Origin of the sequence: Pseudonocardia sp. TRM90224 (genome assembly GCF_021245725.1) — a bacterium.
In the GTDB taxonomy this organism is placed as follows: Bacteria; Actinomycetota; Actinomycetes; order Mycobacteriales; family Pseudonocardiaceae; genus Pseudonocardia.
Genome location: NZ_JAJGSX010000003.1, coordinates 345,352 through 359,924 on the forward strand (window position 1 = coordinate 345,352; position 14,573 = coordinate 359,924).

Genomic DNA, 14,573 nt, shown 5'->3' on the forward strand with positions numbered 1-14,573 from the left:
ATGTCTGCACGCCTTGTTCGCGATGGTGAGGGCCTCGGCCCTGCCATGCGTGACGGCGTGCGCCCGGTCCGGTTGCGCCTCACGCCGCTCGCGCGGTTGGCACTCGTGCTGCGCTGGACGCTCGGCTCGGCAGGCGGCGCGATCGTCCTCTGGATGGGAGCGGCGCTGCTCGCCACGCCCGCTTCGGCGGCCGTCGCGGTGCCGATCCAGACGGCGTCGCTCGGCTTCGTCAAGGGCAAGGAGCGACCGGCGGGAACGCTTCTCGCCGCGGGTGACGACGGTGACGTCGAAAGCGGAGACGACGCCGAAAGCGGCTCCGATGATTCCGGTAGCGATTCGTCGGAAGGATCGGGATCGTTCGAGGAGTCGAACTCCGATCGGCAGGACGAGTACTCCGAGAAGTCGGACGACACCGATTCGGATACGTCCCAGGAAACGCCGTCGGAAACCGAAGAGGAGTCCGGCGGGCAGGAAGAAGAACGGGCCGGCGAGGGTGACCGGTCCGATGACCTCCGGGCCGACCGTTCCGACGAAAGGTCGGAATCCGACCGCGAGGACGGCAACGACTCCTGGGACAGCGGTGAGCTGGAGAGCCGGATCACCGAATGGGCGGACGACCTCGCCGACCGGTTCGTCGACGAGGCCCGGGAGAACGCCGACGGCGAACGCGATGACAGGTCCGACGAAAGCGACGGGGACGGCGAGCAGAGCCGACACCGGTATCACGACTCGGACGATGCCGAGGACGGCAACCACGACCGATCGGCCTCCCGCGGGGTTGCGGATCGTGTTGCCGAACCGGCCGAGAACGGCAGCGGCGAAGACGTGAACCGCCAGGTTTCCGAGTGGGTCGACGAGATGGTCGAGCGGTCGGGAGCGGACGGCGATGAGTACAGTGGCGCTGAGAACGATGATGAGAACGGCGCTGGGTACGGCGATGTGGTCGAACGCATCTCCGAATGGGCCGAGCGGCTGGGTGACAAGAGCGGTATCGACAGCAGTGAGATCGACAGCAGTGAGCGCGACAGCGCCGCTGCCGGCGAGCGCGACGACGCCGAACCCGAGCACGCCACCGGCGAGCGGCAGCGGGCCGACCACGACCCGGCGGACCTGCCGGACGGGGAGTCCGTGCGCAGGCTGTGCGAGTCGATGTCGGGTTGCGGTGATCTCGACTCGTTGCGCTCGGGGCTGGCATCGTCGGTGAGCGCCCGCGGCCCACCGGAGTCCGACGGCGACCGTCGCGGTGACATCGGCGACGGCGACGAGGACCGCAACAACCACGGGGACGAGGACGGGCGTTGGTGGGACGACGACGCCGAGCAGGTGGAGAAGGCGCTCGAAAGCCGGATCGACAAGGACAACTCCGCGCAGGAGTTGGAGGAGAGCCGCAAGCAGGCGGCCTCGGGTGAGATCACCGCTGACGAGCTGACGACGCGGGAAGCCGCGCACACCGAGCTGGCGACGCAGGCGGACGCCGACAAGGCAGCGCTCTCGGAGGACCACGCCGAGCTGATCGACGAGGTCGTCGACGGGCACCGCGACGTCTCCGCCCGCGAGACCGCGTTGGAGTCGGGCAAGGCCTCGATGGCCGCCGACGAGTACGAGCGCAGCGCCGCGCAGCTGGAGCAGGACAAGCAGGACCTGTACACGTCGACCGACGAGCTGCGCGAGGCGACGAACCGCGACCGCCCGTCGGGAGTGCCGGGCGATGCTCCCGAGGACGGGTCGGCGGCGGGCTGCGGGTCGAGCGGTGTGTTCGTCGAATGCGGGTCGGTCACCGACAGCGGTGACGGCGAGGAACGGGACAGGTGTGTCGGGCTGGCCGGCGTGTCGAGCGGGTGTGGTGCGTTTACCGGCTCCGACGGCAACGAGGGCTCCGCTTCGTGTGACCTGAGCGGTGCCGACCAGGGTTGTGGCAGCAGTGCGTCCGCGGGCGGCAGCAAGGCGGACGCGTGGTGCTCGATCGGCGACGGGGACTGCGGGCAGTTGTCGCGTGCCGGCCGGGACGGTGCGGGCATGTCGTGCGAGACGGACACGGGATCGTGTCGCGGCTCCAGCAGTGCACCGACGGAAGATCCCCCGACCGACTCCCGCGCCGAGGGCTCGGTGACGTGCACGGGCGGCTGTGATGTGGACGCGGTCGCGGACCGCTCCGGCGCCGAGGTCGGGTGCCGATCGGCTGCGGGTTCGTGCGAGTCGAACGGCACGGGTTCGACGACGGGACGGACCGACCGCGCCGACAGCACGCAGCTGGTGTCGGTCGATGGCACGGACACCCGCTCTGGCGTGGCGTCGGCGAACTGCTCCGCGACTGCGGGCGGGTGCGCCACCACGATCGAGATCGACCTGGACAACGGCGACGACGCCCGCGCGAACGCCGATGTGGCGTGCGGGGACGGTGCGACGGGTTGCGCGGGTGCTGCTTCGGCGGACACGAAGGCGGGCAGCAAGGCGAGCAGCATGGCGGGCGACACCGCCACGGCGGCGGAGGCCCGTGAGACCACCGCCGGTGGTGCGGCGAACTGCACCGTCACCGACGGTGGGTGCGAGGCCTCCAGCGGTGCTCGCGCTGCCGAGGGCACCGCGGGCACCGGCGAGAGCGCGGTCCGCATCGACTGCGACACCGCGACCTGCACGGGCACCGGCGCCGCCACGACCAGCGGCACGATCACCGCCGGTCCGGCGGTCCGGGAGACCACCGGCGCCGCGACCTGCACCGCTGACGGTGGCGACTGCGACTCCGAGTCGTCCTCGACTGTCGGGGGCGAGGACGTCGCGCGGCCGGAGCGGTCGGCGCTGCGCCTGGTCACCGCGCCGGCCGCGCGGGTGTTGACGGCGGACAGCAGTGCGACGAGCCGGGTCGACTGCGGTTCGGCGACCTGCAAGGGCACCGGGGCGGCGGAAACCACCGGCGGCGCCTCCGGTGACATCACCGGCATCCGCGACTCGAAGGGTTCGGCGAGCTGCACCGCGAACGGTGGCGGGTGTGCCGCCACCTCGGGCACCGAGGTGGCCGACCGGGCAGCGAGCAGGACCGATCCGGCCGCCGACAGGCCCGGCGTGACGGGCCCGGTGAGCGTCTCCACCGCGAACGCGACCATCACCTGCGACGGGTCGGCGACCTCGTGCGGCGGGTCGGCGGCAGCGGCGACCAGCGCGCGGGACACCGCCGTGCTCGCAGGGGCGCGTGGCACCGGCTCGACGGCGGAGTGCGCCGTCACCAACGGCGGTTGCACGGGTGCGGCGAGTTCGAAGGCCTCGTCCGCGCCCGACTTTCAGGTGCTCGACCCGGCAACCGGCAAGCCGGTCGCCGGGCAGCCGTCGACCGGTCCGTCGTCGACGGCGTCGTCGAACGCGACGATCAGCTGCGATGCGGGGGACAACTGCTCGGGCACGATCCGGACCACCACCACCACCGCGTTCGAGGGCACCGCGGCGCCGCGGACGTCCGAGGGCACCGCGGCCTGCACGGGAGGCACGGGCGGCTGCGAGGTCAGGTCGGAGTCGAGCGCTTCGAGCGGGCCGGGTGCTGCGCTCGCGTTCGCGGCCGAGGACACGAAGGTCAACGTCGCCCGACTGCCAGCGGGTCCGTCGGCGGCATCGGTGGCCGGTGCGGTGCTGGTGTGCGACGGCGCGAAGCTCTGCGACGGCAAGGTCACCTCGTCCGCGAGTGCGACGGATCCGGCCGTGTCGGCCGATCCGCGTGGCTCCCACGGCGAGGGCAGCTGCGCCGGTGTCTCCGGCGGTGTGTGCCAGGCCGTCACGAACTCGGGTGCCTCGTCGGGGCCGGACGCGAACGTGATCGCCCCGGTGGTGCAGGCGAAGTCGACGGCAAACGCGACGGTGACGCAGGAAGGGACCGGCGAGGAGCAGCCGTCGCAGAACCGCAAGGACGAGCAGCCCGCGAGCCCGCCGGCGCCGACGGCGCCGGGTTCGTCGGCGAACTCGGGCGGGCCGACGGTGGCAGGGGCGTCGAGCTGGTCGATGGCCAGCGCGACCCTCGACTGCGCTCAGGGCACCAGCTGCACGGGTACGGCGTCCAGCTCAGCGGCCGGTTCCGACGGCCCGTCGACCGTGACCGGGGCGAACGGGGCCCGCGGCCCACCGGAGGGTGGATCGACCTCCAGCGGTAGCTGCGCCGGTTCGGGTGGTTGCCAGGTTCGGACGAGTTCGACCGCGGGCGCGGGCCAGGTCGTGGCCGACGTGATCGCGGAGCAGCAGAACACCACCGCCGAGACCCTCGCCGAGAAGGCCGAGCAGGCGGAACAGGACGCGAAGAAGGCTCAGCAGGCCGCCGCCCGCGAGGGCGCGACCGCGGAGCAGAAGCAGAAGGCCACGGAGTCCGCCGCCGCCGCGAAGAAGGCGACGGAGGCCGCGACCGAGGCAGCCGAGCTGGCGAAGAAGCCGGTGACCGGCGCCCCGGCGACGATGTCGGAGTCCTCGGCGGCTGCGCAGTGCCTCGCGAAGGACTGCACGGCCACCGCGGTGGCCGACGCGATCACCGGCGCGGCGCTGGCAGGGGAGCGCGACCCGGCGACCGCGAGCCGTTCGCGTGCCGAGTCGACGTGCACCGCGGCTGCGAAGGGTTGTGGCGTGAGCGCGGCGTCGGCCGCCACCACCACGACGAACAGTGGGCTGCCGGAGAGCACCACCCAAGGCGCCCCGATGCTGGCCGGCCGCTCCGGCACGACGCAGGCGAGCGCGTCGCTGCAGTGCCCCGACAAGGGGTGCGCCGGCTCGGTGACCAGCGAGTCCACCTCGGCCGCTTCCCCGGACGGCGGCGCGCAGGCGGCGATCGCCGCTGCCCGGCCCGAGGCCCGCGCTGCCGGTGGCGGGAACAGCGACGCGACCGACCCGACCAGCGTCTCGGTCGCCGCCGCGAGAGCCGCCTGCACCGGCGACGGGCCGTGCGACGCCGGCGTCGGCACGAGCGCGACAGCAGGGGCCTCCGCCGCCACCCGCGTCGGCACCACCAGCTCCACCGTCCAGGGCAGCTGCTCGACGGGAAGCGGGACGTGCCCCGTCACGGCGAGCAGCACCACGGTTGTCACCGACGACCCGGCCACGATCACCGACACCCTCCGGACGGCCACGGCGCCCGGCAGGCCGCAGACGGCCCAGGCGCTCGCCACGACGAGCTGCGCCGCGGCGGCCGCGTGCGAGGGCGGCACGAGCGGGTTCGCTGCGGACTCCACCGCCGAGGTGTCGGCGGGCTGCGTCGGCACCGGGTGCACCACCCGGATCGAGGGCAACGCCCAGTTCTCCGCGCCGGAGGGCACGAACACGGCCTCCACGTCGTCGACCTGCACGGCGGGCACCGACGGCAACTGCGCCGCAGGCGGGCAGGTCGGGGCGTCCGCCGCCGGGACCCAGGTGTCGTCGTCCTGCTCGGGTGATGCCGGCGCGGCGTGCACGTACGCGTTCTCGGCCCGCTCGGCGGCGCAGGGCGGCGCCGGCGGCAGCACGGCCACCGCGAACGCCGCGTGCGGGACCAGCGGCGGCGCCGGTTCCGGCTGGTGCGCGACCAACGCGATCGCCGTGGCCGAGCCGGGTTCTGCGATGGCGGCGGCCGGGTGCGTGGGCAGCACGAACGCCGGCTGCACCTACAGCTACCGGGCCGCCTCGTCGGCGTCGGACTCCGGGCGGGGAGCCAGGGCCTCGGCGAAGGCGCTGGGCCACGGCGGTGGGACGTTCGGGCAGGGCGAGGTCATGGTCTCCGCGCAGGCGTCGGCCCAGCCGGGCAGCGCGATGGCAGCGGCGTCCTGCCAGGGATCGGCCGGGACGAACTGCTCCTACTCCTACTCCGCCTCGGCGTCGGCCGCGGCGTCCGGGCCGGGTTCGAAGGCGTCGGCGAACGCGGCGGGCCACGGCGGTGGGACGTTCGGGCAGGGCCAGGTCATGGTCTCCGCGCAGGCGTCGGCCGGACCGGGCAGCGCGCAGGCCGCAGCCTCCTGCCAGGGCTCACCCGGTACGACGTGCTCGCACTCGTACTCGGCTTCGGCGAGCGCGTCGGCCAGCTGGAGCGGGCCGGGCGGCCGCAGCGAGGCACGCGCCTCTGCCAGCGGTTCCGGCGGTGGCGGCATGGGCGGCGGCGGTGTTGCGGTCTCGGCGCAGGCGTCGGCGGGCCCCGGGTACGCGAACGCGTCGGCGAGCTGTTCCGGCGCGGCGAACTGCACCACGAGCTTCTACGCCCACACCGAGCTCAACGAGGCCGTCCAGCGCCCCGAAGGGCTCTACACCGCCTTCGCGTGGGCGACGTGCGGCGGTGGCGGCTCCAGCGGTGGCGGCTGCGGCGTCACCGCCGAGGTGAACGCGCTCGCCGGGCTGGCGCGGTCCGGCTGCTCCGGCGACGGCTGGTGCAACAAGGACTCCGGCGCCGCCTTCATCCCGGCGGTGCCGCCGCCGACACCCGGCGCAGGGCCGGACGGCCTCGACGGCAACGTCCACGGCGCCACCGTCGACTGCAACCTCGCTGCGGGGATGTGCGACGTCACGATGTTCGAGGAGGACCGGGCGGCGAAGGACACGCCGTCGACGAAGTGCCCGATCCCGTGCGCGATGGCGGGTAGGAGTGGCCAGACCGTCGACGTCGACGCCACCGGCAAGGCCACGGTGAGGAACCCGCGGGTGGCGAACCAGCCCGCGCTCGGTGTCGACGTGAACGTCGGCACCGAGGGCGGCGCGTCCGCCGTCGCCGACCGGAAGGGACGGGCGGGCGGCTGGGTGCGCGGGCTCAACTCGACCACCTATGACAGCTACAGCGGATCGACGGTCACCTACGACCGCCGGACGCCGAGCAACGTCCACCGCATGACGTTCGCCGACCCGACCGGCGGCACGTTCCGCACCGAGTGCCCCAACGGTTGTTCCGGCAACGTCGGATTCCGCGAGAAGATGGAGCACTTCGTCATCGCGGGCACCAACGCCAAGATCAACGCGATCGACCAGGCGGGCCACCAGTCCGACATCTCGTGGAACGGCATCGGCAGGCTCACCCCGTACGGGAAGCCGACGCTCTTCGCGGACGGCAACGGCCCCGCGAACCTGAACGGCGGGTTCACCCGCGTACTCGGCCCCGGGCTGGACGCGAACGGCACCATGCAGCCTGGATCGTTTGTCATGACCGGGCAGAGCGGCAGCTTCTTCCTCAGCAACGGCTTCAAGTACGAGAACGTCAACAAGAACCCTGGCGAGTTCGACCGCCTCGAAGGCGTGTTCGGCAACGCGGACGGCACGGGCGGGCGCGCGGCCTGCAACGGTCCGTGCGTCGAGACGATGCCCGATCGCATCGCGAAGCAGGTCACATGCACGACGGGTTGTGAGTACGCGTTGCGCAACATCCCGGAGGAAGACCGCGTCCTCGGGTCCACGGCGTGCGAGAACTGCTTCATGGAGCGCGAGTTCCGGCCGACGCCGGGCGCGCCGAACGGCTACTTCTCGATGACCAATCACGCCAAGAGCCCGATCTTCCACGTCAACGCCACCGGCGAGGGCCAGACGTGCAAGGAGGCGTGCCGGTTCACGAACGTCTCACCGGATGGGCAGGGCAACGGCGGGTACACGGTCTGCACCGGCACCGGCTGCGTGATCGGCAGTTCCCGCACCGGTGAGGTGCTGGAGCCCTGGAAGGCCGGCATGGACGGCGACCCGAGCAGGGTCCTCGTCCCGGGCGCAACCTTCGACGAGAAGGACCCTGCCGGGAAGACCAACACGATCGGTCTCTTCTTCGGCAACGCCGACGGGAGCGGCCGCCGTTACGTGTGCGCCGACATCTGCCAGAACTTCAACCTCAACGGCGTGGTCAAGGAGGGCGAGTACCGCTACCCGGCCAAGCTCCCGACGGGGACGTCGACGATGTACGACTGGGTCGCGTCGCCCAACCGCGGCTGGCTGCCGCACACCGTGCGCCCCGGCGAGACCAGGCCGACCATGAACACGCCGCTCGACAAGCAGATCGCGCTGTCGATGGGGCTGGACCCGAACGACCCGAACGCGCAGCTCCCGCTGTACTCCGCAGGCCTCTACAACTCGCTGACGCCGCAGGAGCGCGAGCAGTACGACAAGCTCGTCACGATGTCGGGCGCCAACTCCGACATCGCGCTCGGCGCCTTCTACGAGGCCAGGATCCGCGATGACGCGATGCGGGAGAAGTCGCCGGCCCTGCTCGGCAAGATGCGTGACGTCTACAACGGCATCGAGGCCTACCGCGGCAACCGCGACCTCGCCGCGCTGCAGGCGATCGATCCCACCATCAGGGACATCGACGCCGCCATCGGCGACGGGACGACCGGTCCGCTCGCGCAGTGGCTCGCCGACCGCGGCACGATCGACAGCATCATGCTGGCCAACCTGCGGCTGGACCTGAAGAACGCCGACGCCGCGCTGCAGTCCGATCCGAACGTGCTCCGCAGGATCAACGCGATCGACCCGCAGCTGACGAAGGACATCCGCAAGGACAACCCGTCGTTGACTCCCTTCGAGGTCTCGCAGATCCACCTCGACCGGATCCGCGGCGAGTACGGACTCGCGCAGACCGCGGCGATGGGGCTGGCCATCGAGCAGGGCAAGTTGAAGGGCCGGATCGCCGCGTTCGAGAAGGACCGGGCGGCGTTCGACAGCTCGCCGAACCAGACCCAGCAGTGGGCGAACGCACTCAACAGCACGCGCAACAAGCTGCTCGACGACATCGGCCGCTCGAACGACGCGATCGGGCCCGTGATGGACCGGATGGCGCAGTCGGGCGCGATGTTGCGGACCGTCGACCTCGCGATGGTCAGCGGCTCCCCCGACAAGGCGTGGGCCGGCCAGATGATCCGGACCAACGGCGACATCGCGCGCTTCACCGGGCTGGCCCGCGCCATGGACGCCTCGAAGGACAAGGCGCAGCTGGACCGCGCGCCGAGCATCCACCGCTACGGAACGTTCGCCGAGCTGACCTACGCGTCGCTGCGGCACAACCCGATCGACCCGAACGAGCGGCTCGGCCGGTTCGTCCCGCTGCCGTCCACGGGACGTAACGACACCTATTTCGCACGCACCGCCGCGGTGAACATGGAGGTGATGCGCCACCTCGCCGACGACGAGGCGCGCGGCCAGTTCGAGGCCAGGTACCAGACGGACGCACTGGCCAACATCGCCGCCTTCCAGACCGGGCAGCAGTACCTCGACGAGCACATGCGGACGAGGAGCGTCGACGAGAACGCGCGCCGGCAGAAACTGGCCGAGCAGGGCGTCACCGGTCAGAAGGCCGAAGAGGTGCTGGCCGTGCTGCGCGCGGGCGGCCCCGACGTCGTCGCGATCCCGATGATGTACAGCGACACGGCCAGCGGAGTGACCTCGGAGCCGATGCTGTTCAAGAGGGGCGACGGCGTCTTCGTCGACCGGTTCGGCGGCACCTACGCGAGCATCGACGAGTACCGAAACACAGGCACGGAGGGCTTCTCCCTCGACGGGCGCCTCTCGTGGTCGGACACCATCGCGGGCAACGACACCGGGCCGGTGTCGCTGACCGGCGGGGCAGCGCGGTACCGCACGACCGGCCAGCAGGTCGGCGACTACGCCACGACCGGCGCCATCGTCGCTCTCACCATCCTCGCCGCCACCGCCACCGGCGGCACTGCGGTGGTCGCCGGCAGTGCGGCGATCGCAACCGGCATCGGGGCGTCGGCCGCCAACCTGGCCGACAGGGCCAGCCACAACCAGTCCGTCAGCTGGAGCGACCCGAACGCCCGCGCCGAGTACGTCAGCGCAGGCCTGAGCGCGTTGCCGCTGGTCGGACGGGGTGCCGCGGCCGTCCCGAGAATCGCGAGGGTCGCGCCCGGCGTCGTGCGGGCGGCCGACCGCACGGCCATCGCGGGCGGCGCCTCGATGCTCGCCTCGAACGTCTCCTCAACGGTCGACGGATGGGGCCGGCTCGGGCCGAACGGGCGGTTCGACGCCGTGTCCGGGATCGTGCAGGGCGCCGCGATGCTCGGCGCGCCCGCTGCGACGAAGGGCGGCCGCGCCGGCCTGACCTACAGCTTCACCGGCCGCCCGCCGCAGGGCGGCGGCGCCACCGCGCGGGCGCCGGTGCTCGACGGATTGGGGATCGTCAGGGGCGGGTTCGGACGGCCCGCGGGCATGGACGGAATCGGCGGACCTGTCCCGGCATCGACGAAGTGGGCCGGGACGGTCCGCTTGCCGGCCGAGGGGCCGATTCGCGGCGCGGACGGGCGGCCGACGTTCTCCGTCGCGCTGGGCGGTGGGCGAGCACCGGCCGGCGGGCAGCCCCTGAGCACGGCGTACAAGCCGGTCGGTGCGCTGCGCCTGCCGGATGGAGCCCCGGTGAACTGGGGCGGCGGCCGTCCGACCTTCTCCATCGCGCCGGACGGCGCATGGGTGCCGGCCACGGGTCGGCGCGCGCCCTCGACGTACTCGCCCAGGATCGCGCTGGCAGATGCGCCGATCGAGCGCAGCACGCCGGTGTCCCGCAGCACGCGGATCGCCGACTTCAGACCGGAGGCCCGCCAGGTCGGCGGCGTGCTCGCCGCGCTCGGGTCGCTTGTCGTGCCGGTCGCTCACGGTGCTCCGCCGGGCTTGGTGAACGCCGCCGCACATGCGCCCGCTGTTCCGGGCAAGGGCGCCGTCGCGGGCCTGAAGCTGCCCGTCCAGCCCCGCACGCCACAGGCGCAGCAGCTGTCCAAGGCGTGGGCGGCCGGCGAGCAGCCCGGCGGCGGGGCCGCGGCGCCGGGCGCGCTGCGCCTGCCGGGGACGGCAGCGGTGACGGGCGCCTCGACGATCGGTGGTATCGACGCAGCGACCACCGGATCGGACGCCCGGCTGCACGGCCTGGCGTTCGGGTCGCAGGTCGCGCTGACACCCGAGCTGGAGCGGGCGCTGCGGGACGGCACGCTCGGTGGGCTGCGGATGGTGCCCACCCGCAGCGGGACGACACTCCCCACCGAGGTGCGGGCGCTGGTCAGGGCGAAGATGTGGAACGACCTGCATGGGGCGGCGACACGGGACCTGTCGTTGGCCATCGACGCCTCGGCGATGCTGTCGCACGGGAACGCGGTCGCGCTGTACGGCGGCGAACTCTTCCGGGGCGGCTACGCGGGGCCGGCGGTCAGCGACCAGCTGGTGCTGCCTCGTTACGGACCTGCGCAGCAGTACGCGCCGTGGTGGTCCGACGTCGGCCCGACCGCGGCGCGCCGCGGCGCGATCGAATCGGCCGCTGTGCTCGACGTGCTCGCCGGCACGGGCGCGGCAGGCGCGGCGTTGCGGGCGGCGGTCGACGCGGGGCTGCCCGCCGCGGCCGCGGCCGACCTCGTCGCGGACGTCCGTTCGAGCGCGCCGCTGGTCGCCGAGGGAGCGGTGGCCGGGTTCGGCGAGCGCAACGGGCTGCCGTGGACCCTCGAACAGCGCCGGGCGCTCGTCGACGCCGTGCACGATGTCGGCAGCGGGCTGCCCGGCGCGCAGCCGGCCGCGCTGGCGACGTGGCGGGCGCAGGTGCGAGCCCGGTACGACGGGCTGCTCGCGCAGGCGAGAACCGTGGACCAGTGGTTCCAGCCGTGGCGGCAGCGGATGGTGGACGAGCTGAACGCGGCCGCGGACGCACTCGTCCGAACCCTGCCGCACCAGGCGAACCTGCCGCCCGAGAGGCGCGAGCCCGGCCGGCGCCAGCAGGTGAGCTGGCAGAAGGAAGCCGGCCGGATACTGGCGGAGGTCGCGGATCTGCGTGCTGCCGCTGCGCGACGGCAGGTGGAAGTGGACTGGGCGATGGCGCGGGAGTGGCTGCGCCTGACCGCGCTGGCTGCCGACCACGCCCACACGTCGGACCTGCACCTGTTGCGGGTGGAGGCGGCGCAGAGGGAGGCGGCGCAGAGGGAGGCAGCGCAGAGGGAGGCAGCGCAGAGGGAGGCAGGGCGCAGAGCGGAGCTGCAGCAGGCGGAGACCCGCTCGGTGCCACCGTCGAGGACACCGGACGGTCGGCGCTCCGCGATCCCGCCCGGTGTGCTCGGCCGCCCGTTGCTCGTACTGGCGGCCGGTGTGAACGCGGGTGCCGCGCTCGCCGGACTGCCCTTGCTCGGCGACCTCGCGGGTGCCGCGGCCGACGCCGTGCTGTCGGCGGGTGGTCTGGCGGGTGTGGTAGCGGCCGCAGCAGCGGTGCAGGCCGTCGAGATGGTGCGCTCCCGCGGGCCGCCGCGCTGGATGGTCACGGCCGGAGAGCCCATCGCCGTCACCTCGGTGGCCGGTGCGGTGCGCTCGGCGCTCGCCCGGTCGGTCCGGGACGTCGCGTGGATGTCGAGCCCCGTGTTCGACGCGCCCGCGGGCACCGGGCACGCGGTGACCGCGCAGCGGTGGGCAACCGCGCAGGACGTGCGGTGGCTCGCGGGGCAGCTGGTGGTGAACGACGCGGGCGTGATCGTCGCGGCGGTCGGCGACCGGCTGCGGACCTACGGCCCGTACCTGACGGTCGACCCGAACGACTTCACGGTGGTCCTGCACGTGGACCGGCGTGGGATCCACGTGCCGACCGGTGACGTCGACATCCGGCTCCGTGCCGGGCAGGTGGCCGCGCTGCTGGGTGCGCTGCCGCAGTTCCAGCAGTGGCGCGAGCGCGCCGCTGTGAAGACGAAGGAGGTCGGACACCGGCCGCGCGTGGTGATCCCCGCGTGCGGGCTGGCGTGCAGCGTCGAGCTGCACCGATTGCAGGAAGTGCTGAACGCGCCCGTGGTGGCGCCGAACGTGGCCGCGCTGGTGCACGCTCCGCGCAAGGCCGGCAAGGCGTGGGTCGAGCTCGAAGCGGGTGGCCGGTGGCTGCTGGCGGACGGTTCCGGGCCTGCCGTCCCCGTGGCGGCGCCTCGCGCGTTGACCGCGCGGGGGCCTGTGCCGGGCTCCGTCCGGCTCGGGCCGGCCGGAACGCTGCGGCCGATCGGCAGGCGGGCCCCACCGGTACGAGCAGGTGGTGGGTCGCACGTGCGGCTGCCGGCGGCACGAGTTGTCGCGGCCGAGAGCGGTGCGCCCGTGTACCTCCTGCTGGACGAGTCCCGGCCGATGTGGGTCGGGATCGAGCCGGTGGACGCGTCCTGGCTGCGTGTCGACCCGGACGGCACGGTCGATCGTGGTGGTGATCCCCGGACCGCGCTGACGAGGACGTCGGTCGCCGAGGACGGATCACCGTTCGTGCATGGGCCGAGCTTCGTCCGCGACGTCTTCGAGCACGTGATCGAGGATGTGGCGCGGACGCTGCCCGATCTGGCGAGCAGCGGATTCGCCGATGGAGTACAGATCGCGGCGCACTACCGGGGGGCGGTGACGCCGACCGGCGTCGAGTTCGACTACCTGATCAAGTACACGGTTGAGGACTACAAGGATCTCAACCCATGGTTGCGGACCGGTCGGGGGATCGATGAAAAGGACCAGGCCGACGTTGACCAGCAGATCGCGGCGCTCGATGCCCTCATGGCTCGGTACCGACTCCCCGCGGCGATGGTTCTCGCCCGCGGGATCAACGCCGCGGCGTTGCCCGCGGAGCGGCTGGCACCGGGATCCGTGCTCATCGAGCCGGCATACGTGTCCACATCGTACGGCTACGCGTCGACCTTCCAGGATCGATTCCGGAGCAAGCCCGTTCAGCTGACGATCACTGCGCCGGCCGGGCTGAACGTCATCTCGATCGACGGGGCGGGCGCGGAGAACATCGACGGTGATGATCCCTTCCCGTCGGAGATGGAGATCCTGCTCCCGCGAGGCACGCGGTTCGTCGTCGAGTCGGACCGATCCGTCGGTGGTGTCCGGCACGTCCACGTCGTGGCGCTGGCCCCGGCCTCCTCGCCGGAGGCAGGGTCGAGGGCGGGCTGGCCGATGCTGGCGGGAGTTGCTGTCCCGTCGGACGTCGCGACCTTGCCGGCGACCGGGAGCCGCTCGGCCGAGGCGGACAACTTCGCGGCAGGCGGCGGGAGCGGGCCCACCGCCGTGCTGGAGTGGATGTCGGGGCTGCCGGCCGGTGTCTCCGTACTGATGGGAGCCGCAGCGGCGGCCGGCGCGGTCACGCTGGTCACGGTGCTGCGCAACCGCGGGCCTCCGTGGACGAAGGCGCTCGGTCGGGTCGCGGGTCGGGTCACCGCTGCGGTGCGCGTCTGGTTCGCGGACGGCCTGACGGGCCTACGGACCGCCGCGACGCTGGACGAGCAGCCCGCGTGGGCGGCGCAGCCCGGCGAGCCCGCGACACCGTTCGTGACGTTCGAGACGGAGCACCGGATCTACTTCCCGGTGCTGCAGACCGCGTGGGCGGGGCTCGTCACCTCCGCGGGTGCGGCGGCGGCGTCGCTGTCCTCGAACGCGGGGCTCGCACCGGGGCTGTCGGCGGTGGCCGGAGTGCTCGCCGCGATCGGTGTCACGGGTGCGCTGGTGCAGGTGTTCCCGCACTGGAAGTCGCGCGGGCCCTGGGCCGGCAAGGTGCTCAAGGGCGCCGTCGCCGTCGTGCGCAGGGACGGCGCGCCGCGGATGTCGGTGCGGCAGAAGATCGAGCAGGCCAGGCTGCAGCTCGCGAACACGGTTTGGGAGCGTGGCGGCGCCTTCGGCGTCACCTA

The 14,573-nt window shown here is 72.9% G+C and carries 1 protein-coding gene (running past one end of the window); it reads left to right on the forward strand.

The window, feature by feature from the left end; all coding sequences use genetic code 11:
* Window positions 1-14,573: the start of an ADP-ribosyltransferase gene (locus LL648_RS05825; RefSeq protein WP_232661361.1), read on the forward strand. Its footprint extends 16,291 nt past the window's final position; only the first 14,573 of its 30,864 coding nucleotides appear in the window; the start codon lies at window positions 1-3; its stop codon lies off the right edge, out of view.